Annotated in this window: 23 protein-coding genes, 2 tRNA genes and 2 pseudogenes; 13 read left to right on the top strand and 14 right to left on the bottom strand. The window is 34.7% G+C overall.

Annotated features, from left to right (window positions below):
* Positions 1 to 37: 37 nt before the first annotated feature.
* Positions 38 to 817: pseudogene (locus DEF52_RS06960) on the top strand (EndoU domain-containing protein).
* A 97-nt stretch (positions 818 to 914) separates the two neighbouring features.
* The gene (locus DEF52_RS01285; RefSeq protein WP_151807638.1) at positions 915 to 1,265 is read left to right on the top strand and encodes a diacylglycerol kinase; all 351 of its coding nucleotides are present in this window, start codon (positions 915 to 917) and stop codon (positions 1,263 to 1,265) included.
* Positions 1,266 to 1,276: 11 nt separating this feature from the next.
* Here the strand turns inward: DEF52_RS01285 and DEF52_RS01280 are convergent, their stop codons facing one another.
* The 3 genes from DEF52_RS01280 to DEF52_RS01270 all read right to left on the bottom strand — a co-directional run bounded on the left by DEF52_RS01280 (position 1,277) and on the right by DEF52_RS01270 (position 6,154).
* Positions 1,277 to 2,221: an RluA family pseudouridine synthase gene (locus tag DEF52_RS01280; RefSeq protein ID WP_041573544.1), complete on the bottom strand. Its 945-nt coding sequence runs from the start codon at positions 2,219 to 2,221 to the stop codon at positions 1,277 to 1,279.
* Complete coding sequence (locus DEF52_RS01275) at positions 2,212 to 3,909, bottom strand: hypothetical protein (protein ID WP_151807637.1); 1,698 nt, start codon at positions 3,907 to 3,909, stop codon at positions 2,212 to 2,214. The genes DEF52_RS01280 and DEF52_RS01275 overlap by 10 nt, the downstream gene beginning before the upstream one ends.
* 61 nt (positions 3,910 to 3,970) lie before the next feature.
* Positions 3,971 to 6,154, bottom strand: a complete 2,184-nt coding sequence (locus DEF52_RS01270; protein WP_151807636.1) for a ComEC/Rec2 family competence protein — start codon at positions 6,152 to 6,154, stop codon at positions 3,971 to 3,973.
* A 32-nt stretch (positions 6,155 to 6,186) separates the two neighbouring features.
* Between DEF52_RS01270 and DEF52_RS01265 the strand changes: the two genes are divergently transcribed.
* Positions 6,187 to 6,263, top strand: a tRNA-Met gene (locus DEF52_RS01265).
* 3 nt (positions 6,264 to 6,266) lie between these two features.
* On the opposite strand, the gene pdxH is transcribed toward DEF52_RS01265, so the two are convergent.
* Complete coding sequence (pdxH, locus tag DEF52_RS01260; protein ID WP_151807635.1) at positions 6,267 to 6,860, bottom strand: pyridoxamine 5'-phosphate oxidase; 594 nt, start codon at positions 6,858 to 6,860, stop codon at positions 6,267 to 6,269.
* 16 nt (positions 6,861 to 6,876) lie between these two features.
* Positions 6,877 to 7,692: a bifunctional DNA-formamidopyrimidine glycosylase/DNA-(apurinic or apyrimidinic site) lyase gene (gene mutM / locus DEF52_RS01255; protein ID WP_015589411.1), complete on the bottom strand. Its 816-nt coding sequence runs from the start codon at positions 7,690 to 7,692 to the stop codon at positions 6,877 to 6,879.
* A gap of 247 nt (positions 7,693 to 7,939) precedes the next feature.
* Between mutM and DEF52_RS01250 the strand changes: the two genes are divergently transcribed.
* Positions 7,940 to 8,012: transfer RNA gene (locus DEF52_RS01250), tRNA-Thr, on the top strand.
* A 53-nt stretch (positions 8,013 to 8,065) separates the two neighbouring features.
* Here the strand turns inward: DEF52_RS01250 and DEF52_RS01245 are convergent.
* The 3 genes from DEF52_RS01245 to DEF52_RS06710 all read right to left on the bottom strand — a co-directional run bounded on the left by DEF52_RS01245 (position 8,066) and on the right by DEF52_RS06710 (position 10,557).
* On the bottom strand, positions 8,066 to 9,592 hold the full coding sequence (locus tag DEF52_RS01245; RefSeq protein ID WP_151807634.1) for an acyl-CoA carboxylase subunit beta: 1,527 nt from the start codon (positions 9,590 to 9,592) through the stop codon (positions 8,066 to 8,068).
* Between the two features lie 120 nt (positions 9,593 to 9,712).
* Positions 9,713 to 10,390 (bottom strand): hypothetical protein, encoded by a 678-nt coding sequence (locus tag DEF52_RS01240; RefSeq protein WP_007548725.1) that lies wholly within the window; start codon positions 10,388 to 10,390, stop codon positions 9,713 to 9,715.
* Between the two features lie 32 nt (positions 10,391 to 10,422).
* On the bottom strand, positions 10,423 to 10,557 hold the full coding sequence (locus DEF52_RS06710; RefSeq protein WP_255324782.1) for a hypothetical protein: 135 nt from the start codon (positions 10,555 to 10,557) through the stop codon (positions 10,423 to 10,425).
* A gap of 154 nt (positions 10,558 to 10,711) precedes the next feature.
* Between DEF52_RS06710 and DEF52_RS01235 the strand changes: the two are divergent.
* Positions 10,712 to 11,847, top strand: a pseudogene (locus tag DEF52_RS01235) (transposase).
* A gap of 9 nt (positions 11,848 to 11,856) precedes the next feature.
* Here DEF52_RS01235 and DEF52_RS01230 read toward each other — a convergent pair.
* Positions 11,857 to 12,066 carry a hypothetical protein gene (locus DEF52_RS01230; protein ID WP_015589377.1) on the bottom strand — a complete coding sequence of 70 codons (210 nt, stop codon included), beginning with the start codon at positions 12,064 to 12,066 and terminating at the stop codon, positions 11,857 to 11,859.
* Between the two features lie 131 nt (positions 12,067 to 12,197).
* Between DEF52_RS01230 and der the strand changes: the two genes are divergently transcribed.
* From der to DEF52_RS01205, 5 genes are all read left to right on the top strand, one after another.
* Positions 12,198 to 13,523 (top strand): ribosome biogenesis GTPase Der, encoded by a 1,326-nt coding sequence (der, locus tag DEF52_RS01225; protein ID WP_012673406.1) that lies wholly within the window; start codon positions 12,198 to 12,200, stop codon positions 13,521 to 13,523.
* Positions 13,520 to 14,041, top strand: a complete 522-nt coding sequence (locus DEF52_RS01220) for a disulfide bond formation protein B (protein ID WP_015589379.1) — start codon at positions 13,520 to 13,522, stop codon at positions 14,039 to 14,041. Before der ends, DEF52_RS01220 begins: the two co-directional genes overlap by 4 nt.
* Positions 14,016 to 14,558 (top strand): demethoxyubiquinone hydroxylase family protein, encoded by a 543-nt coding sequence (locus DEF52_RS01215; RefSeq protein WP_006279362.1) that lies wholly within the window; start codon positions 14,016 to 14,018, stop codon positions 14,556 to 14,558. Before DEF52_RS01220 ends, DEF52_RS01215 begins: the two co-directional genes overlap by 26 nt.
* A 580-nt stretch (positions 14,559 to 15,138) precedes the next feature.
* Positions 15,139 to 16,119: a phospho-N-acetylmuramoyl-pentapeptide-transferase gene (mraY, locus tag DEF52_RS01210; RefSeq protein WP_151807633.1), complete on the top strand. Its 981-nt coding sequence runs from the start codon at positions 15,139 to 15,141 to the stop codon at positions 16,117 to 16,119.
* A 6-nt stretch (positions 16,120 to 16,125) separates the two neighbouring features.
* The gene (locus DEF52_RS01205) at positions 16,126 to 16,722 is read left to right on the top strand and encodes a ribonuclease HII (RefSeq protein ID WP_015589381.1); all 597 of its coding nucleotides are present in this window, start codon (positions 16,126 to 16,128) and stop codon (positions 16,720 to 16,722) included.
* A 3-nt stretch (positions 16,723 to 16,725) separates the two neighbouring features.
* Here the strand turns inward: DEF52_RS01205 and virB9 are convergent, their stop codons facing one another.
* From virB9 to DEF52_RS01190, 3 genes are all read right to left on the bottom strand, one after another.
* On the bottom strand, positions 16,726 to 17,508 hold the full coding sequence (gene virB9 / locus DEF52_RS01200) for a P-type conjugative transfer protein VirB9 (protein ID WP_015589382.1): 783 nt from the start codon (positions 17,506 to 17,508) through the stop codon (positions 16,726 to 16,728).
* Positions 17,509 to 17,693: 185 nt separating this feature from the next.
* The gene (gene mlaD / locus DEF52_RS01195; protein ID WP_007548591.1) at positions 17,694 to 18,149 is read right to left on the bottom strand and encodes an outer membrane lipid asymmetry maintenance protein MlaD; all 456 of its coding nucleotides are present in this window, start codon (positions 18,147 to 18,149) and stop codon (positions 17,694 to 17,696) included.
* Positions 18,150 to 18,151: 2 nt separating this feature from the next.
* Positions 18,152 to 18,466, bottom strand: coding sequence for an NADH-ubiquinone oxidoreductase subunit NDUFA12 family protein (locus tag DEF52_RS01190; protein WP_007548590.1), 315 nt, complete (start codon positions 18,464 to 18,466; stop codon positions 18,152 to 18,154).
* A 64-nt stretch (positions 18,467 to 18,530) separates the two neighbouring features.
* Here DEF52_RS01190 and DEF52_RS01185 point away from each other — a divergent pair, with 64 nt between their 5' ends.
* From DEF52_RS01185 to purF, 3 genes are read left to right on the top strand one after another with little or no spacing between them, the layout of a single operon-like run.
* Positions 18,531 to 19,997: a proton-conducting transporter transmembrane domain-containing protein gene (locus DEF52_RS01185; RefSeq protein WP_065094850.1), complete on the top strand. Its 1,467-nt coding sequence runs from the start codon at positions 18,531 to 18,533 to the stop codon at positions 19,995 to 19,997.
* Between the two features lie 53 nt (positions 19,998 to 20,050).
* Positions 20,051 to 21,154: a rod shape-determining protein RodA gene (rodA, locus tag DEF52_RS01180; RefSeq protein WP_151807632.1), complete on the top strand. Its 1,104-nt coding sequence runs from the start codon at positions 20,051 to 20,053 to the stop codon at positions 21,152 to 21,154.
* Between the two features lie 25 nt (positions 21,155 to 21,179).
* Positions 21,180 to 22,565 (top strand): amidophosphoribosyltransferase, encoded by a 1,386-nt coding sequence (gene purF / locus DEF52_RS01175; protein ID WP_151807631.1) that lies wholly within the window; start codon positions 21,180 to 21,182, stop codon positions 22,563 to 22,565.
* Between the two features lie 19 nt (positions 22,566 to 22,584).
* On the opposite strand, the gene DEF52_RS01170 is transcribed toward purF, so the two are convergent.
* Both DEF52_RS01170 and DEF52_RS01165 read right to left on the bottom strand, forming a co-directional pair.
* Positions 22,585 to 23,094, bottom strand: a complete 510-nt coding sequence (locus DEF52_RS01170) for a DNA-3-methyladenine glycosylase (RefSeq protein ID WP_151807630.1) — start codon at positions 23,092 to 23,094, stop codon at positions 22,585 to 22,587.
* A gap of 60 nt (positions 23,095 to 23,154) precedes the next feature.
* Positions 23,155 to 23,460, bottom strand: coding sequence for a hypothetical protein (locus tag DEF52_RS01165; protein WP_237357316.1), 306 nt, complete (start codon positions 23,458 to 23,460; stop codon positions 23,155 to 23,157).
* Positions 23,461 to 23,536 lie beyond the last annotated feature (76 nt).

Genomic DNA, 23,536 nt, shown 5'->3' with positions numbered 1-23,536 from the left:
TTATTTCTTATAGGCTAGCTTTTTTGTGAACGTGATTATGTCGAAGACAGTTAAACTAATTTTGTGTTTAATAATACCAATAATAGGATTTATTTTTTATATTAAGGATCATTATTTTCACACCGGCTATGTAGAAGAAAATGTTGAAGTCAATTTTGAACCATTTTTCAGTTCACAACCAGCCACCGTTTCAGAATTAACTGACTTCGATAGAGGAGTGTTGAAAGTTTGTGGAGATTGGGGAGCACATCCAGATAAAGAAGATTTCAAAATTTTACTTAGTTGTCCGCAGCATCAAGAAGTAGTGAAAGGAATATATAAGTGATTACGCCAGATGCGGATTTGGAGTTACTTAAAGATGAACTGGCTAACATTTGGTTTACAAATAGTGGAAGTGAAAAAGAAACTATAGGGTTTGGACATATTTTTTGTGGTGAGCCAAACGATAAATTAGGTGGTATGCATTTTGTAGGTAGATATGTTGAAGCTCAAGAGGATAAATGGGCAGTTGGAATCCTGTGCAATGAATCAGATATTAAGCCGCCGGTTTATACATTTGGAATGAAATATTTGGGTAAGGATGGGGAAGTGAAAGTTAAATGCCCAAATGGATACGCATATAACCTTCATGCCGATAATTTCTGCAACTAAGGCGTTTAAGGAATTAGGAAAAGATGGAATGTGTCTATATGAAATGGAAGATGACGATTATCAATCAGTGTTTGTAAGAAAGAATGATGCTATACTCACGTTCTATCCTGACTTAACACCAAAATGTGATGATAAGAGTACTTATTGTAGTTGCGGTAAATCTTAATTTCAAAACCAATAGGGTAAACAAATGATAAAAATGCTATAGGGTGTAGCAAATCCAAATGAGTTAAAATTTTGATTAAAGGGTTTTGTGAATAATAATGAAGAAGGGCATTATTCGTCTAATAAAAGCAATTCAATACTCTTGTGAAGGAATAAAATCAGCTTTTATATCAGAAATTGCGTTCAGACAGGAGTTACTGCTTTTTATAGTATGTGTCTCAATTTTGTTTGTTTTGGATGTAAGTAATCTAGAACGTGCAGTAATGATAAGCAGTCTATTCCTGGTGTTAATTGTGGAAATTGTTAACACTGCTTTTGAAACGACAATTGAGCGTATTTCCAGTGAACAACACATACTTTCAAAAAAGGTGAAAGATCTAGGTAGTGCAGCAGTTTTTCTTTCATTAATTAACTTCCTGATAACATGGATGATAATATTGACAGGTTAATACGAATGTTATTAAGATATGTTGTCAAACTCACCAATTAAAGTTTTTATATCTTGCGGTAAATCAGAGACAAATTCCATGTATCCCTTACTTTTGGGGTGATATAAGCCCAGTGTATAAGCATGTAGTGCTTGTCTATTGAAATTACGAATGAAACTAGAGTTTTTAGCATATTTTGTGCTTTTACTACTATTTTTTCCATAAACTTGATCACCAACTATGGAATGTCCTATGTGGCTCATGTGGACTCGAATTTGGTGTGTTCTGCCTGTCTCTAAAGTGCATTTAACGAGGCTTACTTGTCCTATAACTTTTTGCACTAAATAGTGAGTGATTGCTAATTTGCCTGTGATTTTTGTTACACACATCATTTCTTTATTACCGCGTTTGGGAGCAATGTTAGTTTTTATCGTGCCTTGCTGAGAAGATAATGTTCCCCAAACTACTGCTAAGTATTCCCGCTTTATTTTGCGATTCGATAACAATTCAGACAAAAAACTATGGGCTGCTTCATTTTTTGCAATTACCATTAGCCCACTAGTATCTTTATCGAGTCTATGAACAATTCCTGGTCTTACATTAAGGTGAGCGATAACTGCGTTCAAAAGCGTATCATTGTTTGTCCCAGCACCTGGGTGCACTGTTAATCCACTTTGTTTACTCAGAACTATAATGTCCTCATCTTCATAGACGATATCAAGTTTTATGTCATAATTAGGCTCAATTGATGTGGATATGTCAGGTTGAACGAGATGTACTATATACTCTTCACCTGGTTTTACTATGTGATCATTATTAATTATCGGTATGCCAAGTAATTTCACCTGCTCATTTTGTATCAATCTTTGAGCTTTACTGCGTGATATGTTGCATTTTTCAGCTATATAGGTGTCTAACCTTAATTTCTCTTTATCATTATTAACACTTAAGGTTATTATTGAGTGATCTATAGTGATTTACCCCGCGCCATTTCCCATGCTGCTTGAACATTTGGGTCTGTAAACATTGTTGCACTAGACTCAATTTGCAGATCACCTTGTTTTTTAATATGGCAAATTGTTTGAGAGCCATCTTTCCAGTAGATTGTAACTTTATTATCAAAATCTCGTAATGTTGCCTCAACCTTTTTTTCTTTATTATCTTTTTCTTCCAGCTTAATAGATTCTAATAAATAATATAGAAAGTCACTTGGTTTGCCGTTGATTTTTTCTTTCCATTCATCTGTTTTTTCTTGTTCAGATTTTTTTTGCTCTAACTTTTCCTTCTTTTGCTGCAGCTTATTTTGTTCTGCTTCCAGCTCTAACTTTCTAACTGTGTCACGTAGTTCTTTGACTTTATTTTCTAATACTAATAATTTATTAGTATTATTTCCATTGTTAGCTTCTAAATCAGGCGTACTTGGTTGAGCTTGCTTCTTTTTTATTTCTTCTAATTCATTCCTTACTACGTTTAATTGCTTCTTCAATTCCGTTTTTTCCTTTTCTGTATCCTCTTTTAACTTTTTTAGCATGCTAAGGAACTCGTTATTATTAGACTGCGTAGTTGATTGAAGCCAGCCTACAAAGCGGCTTGGTTCAAATCGTTCAATTTTATCTTCAGCAATTTTAATAGCATTCTCTAACCTAGAAAAAGTACCTTCAATATCTAGTGAATGTGCTTTTTTTGTCAATTCTTTAGTGTTGTTTAAAACTTCTGAAATTTCTGCATGTAGCCAATCTAAATCTTTTTTGATGTCTTCTCTGATTTTTTTTAGGTGATCAAGCGTTTCTTTAATGTTAATATTTGCAGGCTTTAAAAGACTATTATCAAGTAAATCGCAAGCTTTTTTAAGGTTACTGTCAAATGAGTTGCAAAGCGGACTAAGTAGTTTTTTCATTAGAGATATTAGTTCATTTTCCCTTTTACCAAGCTTATTTTCTACTACTGATACAACCATGCCCTTTCCAGACCAGTATGGAAATAGAAGACCTAAAGAACTGTGTTTTCTAATAGTATGATTTTCATGATCCACGCTATTACTTATTAGATTGCTAAGTGTTGATATGATGCATAAAAGAATAGCGACTAATAAAGCTATTAATATTATTGGAGCATTAATGGATTGTGATATTGCTGAAACTACTATAATAGTACCAAATACATATGATCCAGTAAACAAGAGAATCCTATTTCTATTTTCTGCTTCTATATCTTCTAGTATTTCTCTCTGCGTCTTAGAATTTGGTAAAACTATTGAAAGCTTTTTCCTCTTACGATCTAAATTTGTTACAATTTCAATTTTTTCGGCTTCTTGAACAATCTGGCTGTACTGTTCATCAACTTGATAGTTTCCTATTTTTTTATCTATTTCATTCTCTTTTATTTTTTGTGTATTTATAAAGTTTATAACAGCAGTAAATAAGAGAACTATAAGAGGAATAAAGGCAAGAGGTGCTGGCGTGAACGCAAACCCAGCAATACTTACTGTAACAGGCTGAATAGAAAAGGCAGTAAATGCTATAAGAGTAGCAATGGTACTTGCTATCGATATAGTACCAGAATACTTTCTTATAGAGCTCAAAATTCTACTGGGCTGGTCAGAAAGTTTTCTAAATCCTAAAAAATCAAAATAGTCTTTGAAAGGATCTTGAGTGTCTGTAACCATAACATTTTTCTAGTTTAAACTTATTTAGGTATACATTAACCAAACCTTAAAATCAAGTTTCTTAATTTTTCAACATGTGCCAAGGCCTATTGGAGCGCACTGTATTAATCTTTACGTAACGATTTGTTAACCAAACAGAATGTGTGCCATACGTTTCTAGATCAGCATGTTTAATAATTTTAGCGTTGCAAGCTGAATAGTCAAACTCACTTAATTGAATTGTTAAATCAACTTTATCACAATTTTCTGAAATATCTTCTTTTTTATAAGCTAGCAGCACTAATTTATTATTTCCTTTATTATATATGCAGCCATACTTTAGTCTTTTATCTGGATTGCTATATTTTGTATGATTCAAAATTTGGTTCTGTCCGTTTTGCTTTGCCCACGTTTTGATAACAAAATTTCTGCTTTTTCTAGTGAGAGAATATAGTAAGTTATCACTCTCCTTTGCAGCAACATTATCAGCATTTATTAGGATGTCGGGGGTTTTATATGCAGCGCTAAAGCAAATACCTAGTACAATAAAAAAAAATCCCAAAAAACGCCAATTTCTTTCCCACAAGCACAGCCACAATAACCCAAATGTTATTATAATAATTGATGAGGCAGGAAAAGTACGAATGGGAATAACCAAATACTGAAGACTAGCGATAGCGTTTGTTATATACAAAATGCTGTCAATTGGGCGCTCTATAAATGGCGCTATAATCCATTCAATACCTAAAGGAATCAATAAGACATAAATTATTCCAAGTGGAATAATAATTAATGTAACTATTGGTATAGCAACTAAATTTGTGATAATGCCACTAATTGAAAAATAATTAAAATTATATATCGTATACGGAACAGTTGCTAAACTTGCTATTACTGAGCTGATCATTATCGACACAAAATATTTCATTATTTTTATTTTGAATAATTTATTAGCATTAATTTGATAACTGGCAACCAGTGCCAAAACAGCAGAAAATGACATCTGAAAGCCAGGCTTTAAAATTGCTTCTGGTTCTATGATAAGTATCACTGAAGCGGCAAACGCAATTGCTATTAACCCTCGATATTTTCTCTCTATCATTATTGCAACAAGTACTAAAATCACCATGATGTAGGCACGCTGAGCAGAAATTTGCATACCGGTAATCAACAAATAAAACGTGGTTGGCAAGATAGTAAGGAATGCAGATATTTTCTTGGTATTATACTTAAGAGTCAAAGTTTCAGATGTTGCAAATAAATTACGAAACACTACAAAAAACAGGCCAGCAACAAATGATAAATGCAAACCAGATATGGCAAACAAATGTGCTATACCTGAATCTCGTATCGCGTCCATAGTTTTTTGATCTATGCCATCTTTTTTACCGATCAGTAATGCAGAGATTATATCCGCATGTGGTTTTTTGATATTTTGCTGCAGGTTTTCATAAATGTATTGACGGAAAGATTCTATATATTCTTGAAATTTCCTTGCTTCAGCCTTTTTGTGCAAAGCTATTTTGCTTGTTGCAAAACCTGTTGCACTTATTTTCTGGTAATATGCTATTCTTGCAAAATCGTATGCATACTCCGAAGGCGCAATCTTTAGAGGGAAGAGTTTTGCTGATAATTTTACTTGATCGCCTATTTTAATGCCTTTTTCCACTTTGGTTCTAACTGATATTCTGATGTTATCTAGAGCTCTATCCGGTGTCATTCCAGCGCGTGACGCTGGAATCCATATCTTTTTTTTCTGGATCCCAGTGTCAAGTACTGGGATGACAGAAGAGGGCGCTGGGATGACAGAAGGGGGCACTGGGATGACAGAGGAGGATTCTGGAATGGTGGAAGGCTTTGTAATAGAAAGCAGAAATTGTTTGTATGAGCCCCTGTCGTTAATATCCTTCACTGTGGCAACGATATTTTTTACATACCTCTCTTTATCAAGAATTTGAGTATCAACTAAAGCTGTTCTTAATTTACTGGCTGTGAATCCTATGAGCACTGCAATTAAAGCAATGCATAATATTGCAATCAAAATTAGTGTGGGTAAAAGCAAAAGAAAAATAGATATGCAGCTTGGTTCAAAACTTAGGGAAAAATATGTTAAAATTCCTGCACACTGAAGAACAGGAAACCACAGTATCAAGTTATATTTTTCATTGCGTAGGTTATGACGTATATAATTAACTATTATGTCAAGAAAAGTTAATAAATACACAAAATATACACCATAATGTAATTTTATCCTTTTATTTTCCATTATTGTACGTATAATAACTAAATAAGCAACGACGCGGGATGGAGCAGCTCGGTAGCTCGTCAGGCTCATAACCTGAAGGTCGTAGGTTCAAATCCTACTCCCGCAACCATTTTTAAGGATATAGTTGTTCCACTTTCCAATCGCTTCCCTCAACAAGAGTGTATCTAAATCTAATATGCTTCCTATATTCACCTTCTTGCCAAAATTCAATTACTTTTGGGATTACGCAAAATCCCACCCAAAAATCAGGACGAGAAACTTGTGTATTGTGAAATTCTTTTTCCTTCAATTTTATAGCTTGCTCAAAATCTTGCCAATCTTTCAGAATGCTCGATTGTTTTGAGCACCATGCGCTAATTTGACTACCCAGCGCTCGAGAAGAGAAGTATTTGTCAGTTCTTTCATCGTTTAGAAGTTTAACCTCTCCTTCAATTCGCACTTGCCTAGCAAATTCTATCCAATGAAACACTAACGCAGCTTTGGGGTTCTCAGTCAATTCTTTCCCTTTTTTACTGTTTACGTTAGTGAAAAACACAAAACCTTCTTTGCTATATTCCTTTAGTAATACCACTCTTGCAGATGGAATACAGTCTTTGCTACAAGTTGCTAGCGTCATTGCAGCTGGTTGTTCACACGGAGAATTAAGTACTGCTTTGTACCACTTTGAAAACAAATCAAATGGATCTTTTTCAAGTGAAAATATCATATCAAAAAATAAAATCTTAATTCTGGCACGCGTTGCAAAAATAAGTGCTACGGCCATTTTGTCGTATAAGTGTTATGATATTATTGCAAATCTTGCAAGGTTTTTGAACTTTACCATATACGTAAAAGTTATTTTGAAAGTATCCAGCAGATCCAGATGGCTGTGCATAATCTTTCAGTGTTGAACCGCCTGCAGCAATTGCATCACTCAGAGTATTTTTTATTTCAGCAGCAAGTTTTTCGCACTCTCTATAGGTCAAGTTTTTTGCTGACCTGAGTGGTGATATACAGGCTCTAAACAAGCTCTCAGAAGCATATATGTTGCCTACGCCAACTATTGATTTATTGTCCATTAACGCTGATTTGATATTCACTTTTTTGTTTTTCAGCAACTCCTGTAAATAGTCTCCACTGAATTCATCCGTGAGGGGCTCTATTCCAAAATCGCTAAAAAAATCCGTTTCTTGTTCTTTATTTAAAACGATAACTAATCCAAATCTTCTTGGGTCATTAAAAATTATTGAAGTATTGTCAGAAAATAAAAATACCACGTGATCATGCTTATTCCGCATTTGATCGTGGTCAGCATATATAAGCTTTCCGCTCATGCCAAGATGTATGATTACAGCCACACTACCATCTGTATTCCAGATGGTATACTTACCTCTACGCTTGATGTTGCGTATGACTTTGCCCTTTAGCATATCATCAATATTTTTTGTTATTGGGGCACGTAAATTCCAATTATTCACTATAACATTACTGATTTGCTTGTTTTTAATTTTATCAAGCAAAAAATTAGAGATTACTTCCACTTCCGGTAGTTCTGGCATGATACCTCCTTCAAAACTTAAGTTTCTGATGGTAATTTTGTCGTTCTCAAATACATTCGAGTATTCTGCGGTGCTTTCTCCTAAAAATTCCTCACCACAAACGAGTTTTGAAAGGGTTCTCTGTCTACTCTGTTGCTGCTTTTTTCTTTTCAAAATATTTTGCTTTAAAGCTTTCGCTAATCTTTTTTTCTCCTCTTCTTTTTCCTTATTCTTTTTTGTGTTATTCATTATCATAATATATAAACTTGCCGTTGTAGCTCAGGTGGTAGAGTACGTCATTGGTAATGACGAGGTCCCAAGTTCGAGTCTTGGTAACGGCACACTGATTATACTTATAATATTGCATAACTTGTAAGCAAGGCTTAGAAGAAAGTTACAGAGGTAAGTTGTCATGCTTTTTCCATATCCTTTCTACCTTCTTGTTTTTGAGTAGCTCTAATGCTTTACAAAAGTGATACCTTGTTTTACTTGGCACTATAATGTCATCAATGTATCCATATGATGCAGCAAAAAATGGGTTAGCAAATTTTTCTTTATATTCTTTAATTAACGTTTGCTGATCTTTTTCGTGTCGAAATATAATCTCAACTGCACTTTCAGGGCCCATCACAGCTATTTCAGCAGTTGGCCAGGCATAATTTATATCACCTTTTAGATGTTTCGAATTCATAACAATGTATGCACCACCATACGCTTTTCTAGTGATAAGGCTAATTTTCGGCACGGTCGCTTCAGCGTAAGCGTAAAGCAGTTTCGCTCCGTGTTGTATTATATTATTGTATTCTTGATTTGTACCCGGCAAAAATCCTGGAACATCAATAAGTGTGATGATCGGAATGTTAAATGCGTCACAAAACCTTACAAACCTCGCAGCTTTTCTTGAAGAATCAATATCCAAACATCCTGCAAGGTGCATAGGTTGATTTGCAACAATACCGACAGTATTTCCTCCAATTCTACCAAAACCAGTTATGATATTACGAGCAAAATCAGGTTTCAGTTCAAAGAAATTCCTTTCATCACAAACTTTTTCAATGAGTTCATACATATCATAAGGAGTATTAGGATTGGTAGGAATTAGAGTGTTTAAGGATTCATCAATATCATTAACATCATTACAGATTGGTGCAGATTTTGGTGATTCTTGATTATTTGCTGGTAAGAAAGTAAAGAATTCACGCATTTTTAGCAGCATTTCAACATCATTATTGAATGCAAAATCCGCTACTCCTGTTTTGCTTGTATGAACTTTTGCTCCACCGAGGTCTTCGAAACTTACATCTTCGTAGGTAACCTTTTTTACTACATCTGGTCCGGTTATAAACATGTATGAACTATTCTTTACCATGAAAGTAAAGTCAGTTAATGCTGGGGAATAAACTGCACCTCCTGCACATGGGCCCATAATTAAAGAAATTTGTGGTATAACACCTGATGCATTTACGTTTCTTTGAAAAATTTCTCCATAACCAGCAAGAGAATTTACTCCCTCCTGAATTCTGGCTCCACCAGAGTCATTTAGTCCGATAATTGGAACCCTGGCATTAATTGCCATATCCATAATTTTGCATATTTTTTTTGCATGTGACGCACCAAGTGACCCACCAAAGACAGTAAAATCCTGAGAATAAACAAAAACTTTTCTGCCATAAATAGTGCCATGACCAATCACTACTCCATCACCTAAAAAATTAGCATTTTGCATGCCAAAATCATTTGCATGATGTTTTACGAATTTATCGTATTCTGCAAAAGAACTTTCATCGAGCAATATACTGAGCCTTTCTCTAGCAGTTAATTTCCCTTTTTCATGTTGTTTGGTAATCCTGTCAGAACCGCCTCCTTTTTCAGCTTCTAGTGCTTTGGTTTTTAGATTTTCTAGTATTTTAAAGTCTTGCATACAATAAAGTAGTTTTCAAATTAGTTGTAGACTTTATTAAGTTTACAAACCCTACTAACTATACACATACACTATTGCTATATGCAACAGTGTATGTGTATAACAATTATTAAAACTTTTTCAACCTCGATTTCGGTCACTACTCTGTAAACTTTTGACATTGCTCTGAAGCTGCTGAACATTAGCATTGTCTACAGAAGAAAGAGGAGATTTGTTTTGCACAAAACTTTTAGCAGCTTCAACAACCTTGCTTATATGTGGTTCTTTTTCTAGCTCTTTTAGGTACTTTGAGAATATTTCACAACTTTTATCATCCATGTGTACCATTATTTTGCCAAAACCCTCAGCTTTTTCAGAAGATAAGGTCATCACAATCTTTTCACTGTTGCTTATTGGAAAAGTCATCTGGAATCTGCCCTTCATGTCACGATATTGTCTATTTTGTGTTCGGATTACGTTACCTTCTCCAATCTGTAATGCTCCATCTAAATTTTGAAATTCTGGATTACTCAGAAATTTTGCAGGAGTTATAACACTTTCTTCTGGACACTGTACACAATAAAATTTATTATCTCTTTCTACTACAATTTCTTTTTTTTTGTCATTTTCAATACTATCACTTACAATTTGTTTTAGACGTGACAAATATTCGCCGCGTTCTTTCAGTATATCTTCTGGCAATAATCTCCGAACTTCTTGGCTCACATCAGTGCCTGTTGAAACTAGATTAAACATTTCTAACATAAGAGGCCGTAGTTTTTCTTTTCCAGTCTCAGTAACATTTTTATCTTGCTCCATGAGGTGGTATAAGATCAGTATCGAATAATCTATTATTGATGACTTTTTTCTCCTTGGAATACATCAACACTAAACATGACCTTGTGCTTTTTTGCATCGTCTATAGATTTTTGAAGTCTCTTTGCTATGTTTTCGATAGCTTCATCATTAGGTAAGTGTTCAGGCAATGGCGTCAACTTAAGGAAAAATATCAGCGATAGTGTATAAAATTTCTCTCTAAATTTTTTATCATTAAATTATCCAAAGAGTGCAAGGGACAGCACTTTTGTTTCTATTTTATTGCAACAAAAAAGTTTAAAATGTGTCTTTTTTAGGTGAAACATGCAAAAAGGAAAAAACCTTATTCTACAAATTAAAAATGCAATATACTCGAAAACTTTTCAGAAAATCCATTGTGTTGAGTTTTACACGAACAAGCTTTTTCGACAGTATTTTCTATGATTTTAAAGTTAGTTAAAAAAAGTTTGGGAATAGAATGTGAACTTATGGAGCCATTGACATGTACCCTCAAAGCAAGCTTTTTCTAAAGCAAGATATAAGATTTGCCATACAGGCTTTCAAGAATTTAAGCATCCAAACAGCCTATCAGGATGAACCTGAGTTGGAGAGGCTATAGACTTATTGCAGCAGATGGTTCTGGTATGAGATTACCCAGCTCTGGGGAAATTGTATCCGAGTTTGAACCAAATGGAACAACAGGCACCATTGGCAATTTGTTTGTTGATTTGTGTACTTCGCTGATTTGTAGTGCTCGTCTTGCAGCTTGGAATATAGGTGAACAAACGTTGGCGGCAGAGCAATTACCCGAAGTTATCACTCAAATGCGTTTATTAAATCAAGAGAAATTATTATTTATCTATGATCGTCTTCAGTAAAATTCATTCAGCAGCATTATGATTTGGAAGTAGATTTTATTTTTCGCTTGCAAAAAAGAAATTATAGTAAGCTATGGGAACGCTGGCGAATTAGATTTTGATTTTATATTAGAAAATGAAAAGCTAAAAAATAAAATGAAAGGACAGAAAGTAAGAGTTATAGTGCTGACATTAGCCAACTGAGAAACAGAGTTTTTGACCGAGACTTTGGAGCAAAGCTTATGTGTTAAGGTGGCACATAGAGGAGTGCTATAAACGACTCAAAGTAGGAGCAGAGTTAGAGAATTTTTCTGGAGAGGCTGTATTACAAGAATTTTGGGCAAACTTGGTCATGTGCAATATATTATCGCTTCATATGTGTGATGCACAATGGCCTTGGAACCCAGATCAAATTACTGAGTATCGTTTAAATTTTTCAATTTTATTTGGTGTAATGAGGCAGAAACTCTATCAGGTACTTATTGCGCCAAAAAACTTTCAAGCCCTTTTTAAGTATACGCGCTAAAGTTAAAATCCGACCGGGACAGCCGCAATAAAGTAGATAAGCCTAAACGCCATCATGTCTTTAGGAGAGTTTGCTAATGAAAGTTCTTAAGTTGACGTCATTGACTGTTCCGATTCGTTATATGACATAAGAGCATCATATATTTCATGCAATGTATTTGAGATGTTTTTTTCCATATGTTGATTAATATGCCCATATATTGTCGTCTCTTCCGAACACTCTGTATCTTTATGTATATGATTTTGTTGCTTTAATTCTTCTCTATCTACACTCTCTATTTGCTCTGACACTAGCATAACTACCTCATATTTTACATAACGAAATAAAAAAATTCTAACTGTAGTATGCTTATATAATCTACGAAGTCAATAGTTAAATTGAAAAGTTTCGGTTATAATTTACTTCATATAGAACATGCCCTTGAATTATGCTAAAAATCGCCATAGTAGGCCTACCAAATGCTGGAAAATCGACCCTATTCAACAGATTAGTAGGAAGAAAAGCAGCAGTAGTGAGTAACATTCCAGGAGTGACAAGGGATAGGCGAGAGGGAATGGGGAGAATTAGCGATTTGGAGTTTAAAGTTATAGATACAGGAGGATGGAACGACCAAACTAGTTTTTCACTGCAAGTTATTGAGCAAATAGAGTTTTCTTTATCCAGTTCAAACATAATTTTCTTTCTTGTTGACGCAAAAGTGCAAAATGAGCGAAATAAAGAGTTTGCAAAGTGGCTGAAGAGAAAAATAAATAAACCTGTGATACTGATAGCAAATAAATGCGAGAGTCATAAATCCGAAAATGTTGATTATTTGCAGTTTTTTGATTTTCTTGGCCCGGTGTATATCTCTGCCGAGCATAATCTTGGCATGGTTGATCTTTATGATGCATTAGCTGGTGTTATTGAAAATTTTAACGAGAACACTGAGTTACCTAACAATGAACTGAGTAGGCTGAGGATCGCGATCATCGGACGTCCGAATGTTGGAAAATCAACTTTTTTAAATGGTTTACTTGCAGAAAACAGACTAATAACAAGTTCAGAGCCAGGTACCACACGTGATTCTGTGGATATTACATATGATCATGATGGAGAGTTAATTACTCTAATTGACACTGCCGGAATCCGCAGAAAGGCGAATGTTGTAGATGGCTTAGAATCAAGATTTGTTGAGAAAAGCATGGAATCAATCAAGCGCTCTCATGTGGTAGTTTTAATGCTAGACTCCCTAGTTGGTATTGAGCAGCAGGATTTATCAATTGGTGAAGCTGCAATTAAGGGAGGGAAAGGGATTATTGTTGTTTTAAATAAGTGGGATTTAATAGGTAAGGATGACAGAAGCAGGTTAATAAAATTTGTCAAACAACAGGAAGTAACCAGGTTATTCTTGGAAGTGCCAACTATAACAATTTCTGCGTTAAAAGGCATGCGCTGCGGTGATGTGATAGATAAGTGTCTTGAAGTGAGTGAATCCTTGAACAAGAAGATCAGCACTGCAAAACTGAATAAGTGGCTCATAGATGCTGTAGGAAAACATTCTCACCCTCTTGTAAAAGGCAAAGCAGTTAAAATGAAGTATATCGCTCAAATTGGTACTAAACCTCCAGCTTTTTCTTTGATATGTAACATACCTGAAAGTGTTGATGAAAGTTACAAACGCTATTTAATTAACGATCTCAGAAAAAATTTCTTTGCAGACGGTGTGCCAGTTAGATTGCTTTTGAAAAAAAATAAAAATCCCTATGTAAAATGAATACTCTGCTTTATACTTTCAGGGATAATTTACTTAAAGTTATGTGTAATAATTCCAGAATTCCTGCAATCTTTCTGCTGTCGAGTGCCGCTGCTCTAATTTTTGCATATGTGCTAGAATATTTTTTCAACATGCTGCCATGCAAGTTATGTACATACGAGCGAATAGTTTACTATATCGCCGGATTACTTGCAGTAGCGTGCATGCTTAAAGACAACAAAATTCTAATCTATGCAATGTTTTGCAGCTACCTCATAGGTGCAGTAATATCTTTTTATCATATAGGTCTTGAACTCCACTTATTTCATGATGTTTTAGGTTGTACAGAGCAAGCAAGTGGTAACGTTAGTATAGAAGAGCTCAGAAATAATCTACTAAATCCTAATTACTCTCCATCTTGTGACAGACCTCATTACGTTCTAGGTGTTTCCTTAGCAACATGGAATCTAATTTATCTCATAGTAGCTCTGTTCGTATCAGGTAAGGTGTATTGTGGAGAAAGAAAGAAATCTAAATAATTTAAGGTACAGCAACAATCAGTTCTTGCAACAGGCAATTAGAGTAGATCACGCTGGAGAATATGGAGCTATTTGCATTTATTCTGGTCAAAAATTTATTCTTAAGAAATCTTCTATAATCAATGAAATAATTGAAATGGAAGAGCAGGAAAAAAAGCATTTTCACTATTTTAATGAGAAAATCAAAGAGCAAAAAGTTCGTCCTACTGTTTTGTTGCCTGTTTGGCGTGTTTTAGGAGTGTCGCTTGGCGTTGCAACTGCCATTATGGGCAAAAAAGCTGCTATGGCTTGCACTGCTGCAGTTGAAGAAGTTATCGGGGAGCACTACAAAGAGCAAGTTTCACATTTAGAAGATGGGGAATTAAGAGAAACTATAAGTAAATTTCGCGACGAGGAGTTAGAGCACAAAGATATTGCAATTCAGCACAATGCTGAAAGCGCATTTGGCTACAACATTTTATCATCATTCATAAAAACAGGCTGCAAAACTGCTATTTACTTGTCTAAGTTAATTTAACTAAGCAGCTTTCTTAAAGTGTTTTAAATGTTCTGATAACAACAGAAACCAGGAAGGAATTCAAGTGTAACAATTATTTTATAACTATATTTACATATCACCATTATTAATAAATAATTAGTATTTGTAAATTAAATACATCTAAAGTATAGACTGCAAAGGAGGCAAAAGTGCGTTTTAATTTAGAAGAGGGAAATGCTCTTATGTAATACCTGCCACAGGTTCACAACTGTACGAACATTCATTTTTGAAGGTAAATTGCACAGCAAATGGTGTCATTCCAGTCTGGAATCCAGAAATTTTGCTTATAACTGAGCTGATAAGCTAAAGGTAATTGTCTTACACTAAAACAAACGTTTTTAATTAAGTTGCATAGAACCAGTGTCTGGGCACTGGGATGACACCCCACTGGTGGTCCAAACTACAACGTTCGTACAGTTGTGGATTCCAGACTGGGATGACACCCTACTGATGGGCCCAAATCACAATGTTCGTACAGTTGTGGGTCAGGCTATAGGATGACAGAAGTTGACTTTATTAGCTATAGGTGGTATGACACTTAGTCAATTTAAGTAAGCAGATGATCTTAGCTACAAAAGTATTTTTTACCTCATTTGTTTTTGGGTTTATTCTTTTTCCCTATTTTATAAAGCTTCTAAAAAAAATAAGCAAAGATGGGCAACCAATTAGATCATGTGGACCAGAAAGTCATTTAATAACAAAAAAGAATGTACCACCTATGGGCGGAATAATAATACTGATTTCTTCTTTATTACCAATTTTACTCTGGGCTCAGTTAACACCAGAAATTTTGCTGCTGATATTGATAACTCTATTTTTTGCTCTACTTGGATTTATTGATGATTATTTAAAATTGAAGACAAATCACTATCGAGGTTTAAGTGCAAAAACCAAAATACTTATTCAGTTTATTGTTGCTCTGGTTGGTGTGTTTATACTTAAGCTATACTCTGCTGAATGTTTTACAAAAACGTCCCTATTTAAAGGAGTAATAATAGATTTTGGCTATCTATATGTTCCGTTTGCTGCGTTTGTAATTGTCGGCTCTTCTAATGCTGTGAATCTCACAGATGGTTTGGATGGCCTTGCTGCAACTCAAGTTATCACTTCCTTTGCTTTTTTGGGGCTAATTGCATATATAACTCAGGCAGATATGAATATTACTTTATTCTGCATTGCATTTATAGGAGCTATTCTAAGTTTCTTGTGGTTTAACACACATCCAGCAAAAATATTTATGGGTGATGTTGGTAGCTTGTCGGTAGGTGCGGCTTTAGGGTTAACTAGTGTCCTAATTAAAAGAGAAATGCTTTTTGCCATTATTGGAATAATCTTTGTAATAGAGACTCTATCTGTTATTATTCAGATATCATATTTTAAATATACAAAGTTTAAATATGGAGAAGGAAAAAGAGTTTTTCTTATGGCACCAATACATCATCACTTTGAGAAGAAGGGATGGTCAGAAAATGCAATCGTTATGAAATTTTGGATAATTTCTATTATCTGTTCAGTTTTTACTATAACTTTCTTATTATAAAAACCTATGAAATACCCAGACTTTACATTAGAAAATAAATTATCAGGAGTGATAGCAGGAGTGGATGAAGTTGGAAGAGGTCCGCTAGCTGGTCCAGTAATATCCGCAGCCGTAGTGTTTATTGATAGAAATACAATTATTGATGGAATCAACGACTCGAAAAAGTTGACTCCTCAATGTAGGCAAGTCCTATATGAAAAAATAATATCCGTTGCAAAATTTGGTATAGGAATGGCAAGCGTAGAAGAAATAAATTCATACAATATCTTGCAAGCAACAAAACTTTCAATGAAACGTGCGTTGATAGACTTGGACCTAGAATTAGATTATGTGCTAGTTGATGGTAATCAACCACCTGAAGTGAAATGGCAAGTGAAATCCATAGTAAATGGTGATAATTTGAGTACATCAATTGCAGCAGCTTCAATCGTTGCAAAAGTTACGAGAGATCGGCTTATGCAAGAATTGCACAATAAGCATCCTGAATATAATTGGTATAAAAATAAAGGATATGGGACAAAAGAGCACCTTAACGCTATTGGCCTTTATGGAATTACAGAACATCATAGAAAAAATTTTGCACCCATATCTCGGGCATTATAGCCTTTACCCTTTTTTGAAAGGTATGGTTTCATTAAATAGGCAAACTGTACTCGATCCATTCCTTAAGGTAAACACTGAACTTACCCTTTCGATTATCAGGTAGTTATCAACTGTACGGAAATTTACTAAAGACTCATATCCTGCAGAATCAACCATAAAAACTGCCGGAAAATCAGAGTTTATTTTATTGAATTGTAGATATGTAAATTTTCCGTCATCAAAAACCTTAATTGGTATTATTGACTGACTACCTTTGACGTGCGAGATGGAATAATTAAAATTTAATCCCTTCTTTACAACTTCAATATCATTGATATCAGGAATAATGGTATGACTAGCTTGTTCGAAGATATCACCGTTATTTGTTGTGTAAATCTCATCACTGCTAAATAGTGGATAAAGAAACCTTACTTCATATGCTAATCTTGGATCATCTAGTCCAGTTGCTTCTTCAGCATGAAGTTCAAAGTAATAAACTCTTTTATTGGTAATTATAGTTGCATTAGTATCAGCAATATCATCTATGGGCTTAATAAACAATCTGTTACCTTGAGGAAGAAGTTGCCAACCAGTTGAATCACCCATTGAAAGGTTTTGTATTATCTCCCCTGGTTCAAACAATATACTGGACTGATAACCATAAAAACCCGTATACTTATGTATAGCCTGTGGGTTATAATTTATTACCTTTATGTGATTATCTCCAGCTATTGAACGTGGCTCCTGTTTTGCAAGTGCATCACTACCACAGAGGAACAATAGTACGGCAAACAGTAAACCAATCATAATATCAAAATGAATTAATCTTCATTTTATCATTAATAGACATGCACTGCAACTGTTAAGGCACTTTCTATACTATAAACCCCAAAGCAAGCGGTAGAAAAGGCAAGAAATAAGGCAAACTCCTTAAATACTTTAGAACTACAGGAGGCTTCACCTGAACGGGTACACTTGGAATCCTGCCATTTTCACTTCGTAAACATACCAAGAATTCTGTCCATTATTCCACCCATGTTTGCTTCAGCTTGAGTATACTCTATTTTACCACCATGCAAGATTAGTTTAATATCTGATCCAGGTGATATATTAACAAATTTACTGCCAACAACTCCACTGCTAGTGATCAGAGCTGAACTATCAATTGGCAATTTTATGTCTTTGCTTATACACATATCGATTCGTGCTACGTAGGTAGCTTTGTCAAGTGATACACCAGTTATGCTTCCAACATCTACACCAGAGATCTTGACACTATCACCAACTCCTATACCGTTAGCGTTAGCAAAAAGACCATATATTTTATAGCAATCCTTATAGTTTTTCTTTATGTAAGATAGCTTATCAATAGCAAAGAAAATCAGAAAAATAGTAAAAATTAATACAAATAATCCAGCGGTTATTTCAAGTATATTTGACCTTCGCATCTTTAGTTATCAGGACTCCAGCTTTTATAGTAATTTTTCACTTTTTGGTTTGGATAGTATGCATCTTTTGTACCCGTTAAATTAGGAGTATGTTTTACTTTTCTTTTTTTATTATTAACTGGTACTACATTATCAGTATAGTGAAGCCATATATGCCATTCCGGAGGCACTGTTGTAGGCTCAGAAACACTGCTATACATAACCCACCTTTTTCCTTTACTTGATTCATAGTAAGAATTTCCATTTTCATCTCTTCCTACAAATTTATCTTCTCTTCGTAATAGGCGTTTTATTGCATTACAAATTTTAGATAACATAAGGGTATTAAAACAAAAAGTATTATATATACTAATACTTTAACGATATATTAACAACAATTTAATGCAATTACCAATCTTACAAGTTATTATCCCAATAATTGCATCAATGTTTTGCTTTCTTGCCAAGAAACACAAGGTATCTTGGTTTATTTCTTTTATTGCAACAACAATCACTCTTATCATTTCATCAATACTACTCATTAAAACATATAAAGGTGAAATTATAACTTATCACCTTGGAAATTGGGCTCCTCCGTATGGAATAGAGTTAAGAATCGACGTGTTAAATTCCTTAATTCTAACCCTAGTGAATTTTATAGCGCTGATTAGTGTGCTTTATAGCTTTTATATTAACGAAAAAGAGATTAGCAAAAACAAAATCACTGGTTTTTACTCTCTATTTCTACTGTGCTTAAGCGGACTGCTCGGGATTCTAGTAACAAACGACATATTTAACCTTTACGTTTTCTTGGAAATTTCATCTCTTTCTTCTTATGTATTAGTTTCAATGGGAAGGGATAAAAAAGCCTTGGTTGCAGCATTTGAATATCTAATTAGTGGAACAATAGGTGCAACATTTTATTTATTTGGCATCGGGCTCTTGTATTCAATGACTGGAACGCTCAATATGTCTGACATGGCTGAAAGAATAGTTCCATTATACGATAACAACATCATAAAACTTGGCACGTTGTTCATTTTTGTTGGTCTCTCAATCAAAATGGCACTGTTTCCATTAAGCAGGTGGCTGGTTAATGCATATAGTGAGGCGCCAAGTTTCATTAGCATATTCTTTTCAGGCACAGTGACAAAAGTGATGATATATGTTTTCATCAGAATCTTTTATACTGTTTTTCATCAAAATTTTTTCTTGTTTAAGCCGCTACTGGACAATGTGATAATTATCCTCGCACTTTGCGCTATTGTATTTGGGTCGATATTTGCAATAACCGCAAAAGACATAAAAAGACTGCTTGCTCACTCTAGTATTAGCCAAATTGGTTATATAATTTTAGCACTGAGTTTTAACTCAAAAACAGGTGTATTTGCAGCAATTCTTCACATAGTAAACCACAGCATAATAAAAACATCTTTATTTATGGCTGCAGGATGTATTTCTTACAAATTTGATACAACAAAAATAGAGAATTTATCGGGACTCAAGAAATCAATGCCTTATACAGCACTTGCGTTCACTCTACTCAGTTTAGCATTAATCGGTGTGCCTTTAACAAATGGCTTTGTAAGCAAGTGGTATATAATGAAAGCAATTATCGAATCTCGCGCGTGGATTTCCCTGATAGCTTTTGCTGCCGGTTCTTTTCTTGCACTAATATACATGTGGAAGATGGTAGAGAAAATGTATTTTGAAAATGATGCAACGTCACGCACTAGAATGACACTAGGCAAAATTAATGATGTGCCATTTCCTATGCTTTTCTGTCTATTGTTTATGGCAGCTTTAACAGTAGTAACTGGAATATATAGCACTCCAATTCGGTTAGTAGTTGAGAAGTTGGTTTTTTGATTTTTATCTTTGTTTCATATTTTACTATACTTTAAGGTTATAAGGTCTTTATTGTGGGTAGGCTGAAGAAGATTCATTGGTTATTAGTCATTAACGTGATAGCGCTGTTTTGCGTTGGCATTGTTGTTCAATACTCTTCTGCTGGAGGAAAGTGGGTGCCATTTGCGATTCACCAACTGGTCATATTTTCCTTCTTTTTCCTACTCGCTATAGCTATGTCATTCATAGAGCTAGATTTTTATTTGAAGTACGCCTACTTTTTTTATATAGCAGCAGCGATTTCACTATTAGCAGTAAATTTTTTTGGCTCACACATAATGGGTGCAACAAGGTGGATAAGAATTGGATCAATTAGTTTGCAACCATCAGAATTTGCAAAAGTAGGCTTAATACTTGCGCTTGCTCGCTATTTTGATAAGCAGAGTATGTATAAAATGATGGAATTTAAAAGATTGCTTAAGGCACTTATAATTATTTTCTTACCCGTGTTCTTGGTGTTAAAGCAACCTAATTTAGGCACAGCTATGATAATGTTATTTATAGGGATATCAATTATATTCACAACAATAATAAAAAGATCTCATTCAGTAATATGTGGAACTCTTGGCATTTTTGCAGTACCGGCTATTTGGCCTTTTTTACGTCCTTATCACAAGCAAAGGATATTGTCATTTTTGGATTCATCAGTGGATCCACTTGGAATAGGTTATAATGCGCAGCAATCTCAAATAGCTATTGGTTCAGGAGGTTTGCTTGGTAAGGGCTTTGTTAACGGAAGTCAAACTCAACTTGGATTTTTGCCGGAGAAACGTACAGATTTTGCTTTTGCAGTGCTGAGTGAGGAATGGGGCTTTTTAGGTAGCATGGCTTTAATTTTGCTTTATACCTCATTACTTGGAGTAATTTTCTCTATCGCTTATAGGTCGAAAAATTATTTTTCTAAGTCGGTATCTATCGGCATTTTCGCCTTTTTTAGCGCTCATTTTTTTGTAAACATTGGAATGTCAATAGGCCTCTTGCCTGTGATAGGCGATCCACTGCCATTTCTTTCCTATGGAGGAAGTACAACTGCTGCAAGCTTGATATGCATAGGATTATTGCTGGCAATAAAAGCAGATGAACAACAAAATGCTTGTATTTTACCTATGCTAAAGTAAAATTAAACTTTACTTAATAGTTTTTATGCTAGATGAAATGCGTGAGGAATGTGGGGTATTTGGCATAAGTTGCAACCAAAGTGCTGCTTTTAACTCTATACTTGCTCTCCACGCTTTGCAGCATAGAGGTCAAGAGTCTTTTGGCGTAGTAACCAGTAACAACGATAAGCTGCACTCTTATCACTTTCAAGGTCAAGTGAGCAGCGTATTTGATGATATAGATGAAATAAAGAAATCCTTACCTGGGGATTGTGCAATAGGTCATGTTCGATACTCAACAAGTGGTAGTAAATTTGGAGTGCAGCCCATGTTTGGCAAAAGTGGCAAATTTGGGGATTTTGCCATAGCACATAATGGTAATTTAATTAATATTTCTCCGATACGCAAACAATTAATTAAACAAGAGTGCGTTTTTCAGTCAGATATTGATACAGAAGTAGTAGTGCATCTGACAGCAAGCGGTGAAAAAGATAGCTTCTTAGAGAGTTTTATATATGCATTAAAGCAAATACAAGGTGCTTATTCTTTTGTGGCAATCAATCAAGAAGTAGTTATTGGAGTACGTGATCCGTCTGGAATCAGGCCTCTTGTTTTAGGAAAGTTAAACGGTTCTTACGTTCTTGCATCTGAAACTTGTGCTCTTGATATAATAAATGCAGAGTTTGTTAGAGAAATAGAACCAGGCGAATTAGTTACCATCAGTTCGGGTAGTAAGCTAGCCTCAATGTTTCCTTTCCCACAGCAAAAATCAAGTTTTTGTATTTTTGAATACGTTTATTTTTCAAGACCAGACAGCATAATGGAGAATAGGTCTATATACGATACAAGAAAAGAAATAGGAAGAATACTTGCAGAAGAGAGCCCACCAAAAAACAATGTAGATATGGTTGTACCAATACCTGATTCTGGAATACCTGCAGCTATTGGATATGCAAAGCATTCAGGATTACCTATGGAACTGGGAATAATTCGTAATCATTACATAGGAAGAACTTTTATACAACCAACCGCTGAAGTACGTAAAGTTAGAATAAAATTAAAATTCAATGCTAATAAGCACACTTTGAAAGGTAAAAACATAATTTTAATAGATGATAGTATAGTGCGTGGTAGTACGTTAACAAATATAATAGTTATGCTAAAGGATGCAGGAGTAAAAGAGATTCACCTCAAAATTTCAAGCCCACCAATTAAGCATTCTTGTTTTTATGGAATAGATACGCCAGAGTGCAAAGATTTAATTGCTGCAAATAAATCTGTAAAGGAAATTAAGGAAATTATAGGAGTAGATAGCCTAGCCTTCTTGAGTATTGATGGACTATATCAGGCTGTTAAAGGAGAGGTGCGTAACAATGCTATACCACAATATTGTGATGCTTGTTTCACTGGTGATTATCCGATTGGCAAATAGTCTACGCAAGGTCTTAAGTTTAGAAAATCTTAAACCGCCAAAATTTCTCTTGGCCTTTACTAATTCCGATTCTCGGAGTGCAAATATAATCTGGTTTGAGGTGGGATTCATAAACACAAAATTCGTGGCTTATAGTAAGGTCCTGTTTGTTATGTTCTTTTGTAATATTTAATCTTTTGCACAATATTCCTGGTCCACCTAAATTTGCTTCAAGTGGTTCAATAAGCTTTAATCCCCGTATTAACACTGCTGCTGGGAACCCTTCTGTTTCTGTTACAATATTTAAACAGTAATACATTCCATATATAAAATACACGTATGAAAACCCCGGCATACCAAACATTACTGAGGTTCGGTTAGTATAGCCTCTTGCCGCGTGACAAGCTGGGTCATTCATTCCTATATAGGCTTCAACTTCGGTTATTATTCCACTAAAGTTAGAAAATTTGAGGACTTTTCCCAATAACTCTCCAGCTACAGTTAAGGTCGGCCGCCCGTAGAAATTTCTTGGTAGTATTATGTTGCTCATTATAAGAGTATAAGTTACTTGCAGATGCAAGCAACTTATACTGAATTTTCACTACTTTACCTATTTTGAAGCAGCAGGAGCTTGATGCTTTTGTGATGCGCCGCTCAAGTCTTCTACATTTGTTGAATGCTGCTCCAAAAATTTTACTTCTTCAGAGCTTTGTTGTAATTGTGTTTGTGGCAATTGTGATGCTAACACTTCATGTAAAGGCTTTGCTTCATATTGCCTTCCTACTTTTACTTCTTTATGTGCAGCTAATTGCTCCATAGTAACACCATTACCCTCAATAAGTTCTACGGAGCCATTATCATGAATATTAATTTTAATATTACATTCTTTTCCTTGAGCATTCCACTTTAAAGTCATTTGATATGACCCATTAGCCACTTCATAAATTCTTCACTGCCATTAAGTTAAGGAAGGAATGGTAAAAAACGAACCA

Origin of the sequence: Wolbachia endosymbiont of Nasonia oneida, from assembly GCF_009012935.1 — a bacterium.
Classification (GTDB): domain Bacteria; phylum Pseudomonadota; class Alphaproteobacteria; order Rickettsiales; family Anaplasmataceae; genus Wolbachia; species Wolbachia pipientis.
The sequence above is the reverse complement of the archived record's forward strand: the minus strand, read 5'-3'. Positions and strand labels throughout refer to the sequence as shown.

Coding starts and splice junctions, on each gene's coding strand:
- DEF52_RS01285 (WP_151807638.1), top strand. CDS start 915: ATGAAGAAGGGCATTATTCGTCTAATAAAAGCAATTCAATACTCTTGT.
- DEF52_RS01275 (WP_151807637.1), bottom strand. CDS start 3,909: ATGGTTACAGACACTCAAGATCCTTTCAAAGACTATTTTGATTTTTTA.
- DEF52_RS01270 (WP_151807636.1), bottom strand. CDS start 6,154: ATGGAAAATAAAAGGATAAAATTACATTATGGTGTATATTTTGTGTAT.
- pdxH (WP_151807635.1), bottom strand. CDS start 6,860: ATGATATTTTCACTTGAAAAAGATCCATTTGATTTGTTTTCAAAGTGG.
- mutM (WP_015589411.1), bottom strand. CDS start 7,692: ATGCCAGAACTACCGGAAGTGGAAGTAATCTCTAATTTTTTGCTTGAT.
- DEF52_RS01245 (WP_151807634.1), bottom strand. CDS start 9,592: ATGCAAGACTTTAAAATACTAGAAAATCTAAAAACCAAAGCACTAGAA.
- DEF52_RS01240 (WP_007548725.1), bottom strand. CDS start 10,390: ATGGAGCAAGATAAAAATGTTACTGAGACTGGAAAAGAAAAACTACGG.
- DEF52_RS01230 (WP_015589377.1), bottom strand. CDS start 12,066: ATGCTAGTGTCAGAGCAAATAGAGAGTGTAGATAGAGAAGAATTAAAG.
- der (WP_012673406.1), top strand. CDS start 12,198: ATGCTAAAAATCGCCATAGTAGGCCTACCAAATGCTGGAAAATCGACC.
- DEF52_RS01220 (WP_015589379.1), top strand. CDS start 13,520: ATGAATACTCTGCTTTATACTTTCAGGGATAATTTACTTAAAGTTATG.
- mraY (WP_151807633.1), top strand. CDS start 15,139: ATGATCTTAGCTACAAAAGTATTTTTTACCTCATTTGTTTTTGGGTTT.
- DEF52_RS01205 (WP_015589381.1), top strand. CDS start 16,126: ATGAAATACCCAGACTTTACATTAGAAAATAAATTATCAGGAGTGATA.
- virB9 (WP_015589382.1), bottom strand. CDS start 17,508: ATGATTGGTTTACTGTTTGCCGTACTATTGTTCCTCTGTGGTAGTGAT.
- mlaD (WP_007548591.1), bottom strand. CDS start 18,149: ATGCGAAGGTCAAATATACTTGAAATAACCGCTGGATTATTTGTATTA.
- DEF52_RS01190 (WP_007548590.1), bottom strand. CDS start 18,466: ATGTTATCTAAAATTTGTAATGCAATAAAACGCCTATTACGAAGAGAA.
- DEF52_RS01185 (WP_065094850.1), top strand. CDS start 18,531: ATGCAATTACCAATCTTACAAGTTATTATCCCAATAATTGCATCAATG.
- purF (WP_151807631.1), top strand. CDS start 21,180: ATGCTAGATGAAATGCGTGAGGAATGTGGGGTATTTGGCATAAGTTGC.
- DEF52_RS01170 (WP_151807630.1), bottom strand. CDS start 23,094: ATGAGCAACATAATACTACCAAGAAATTTCTACGGGCGGCCGACCTTA.
- DEF52_RS01165 (WP_237357316.1), bottom strand. CDS start 23,460: ATGACTTTAAAGTGGAATGCTCAAGGAAAAGAATGTAATATTAAAATT.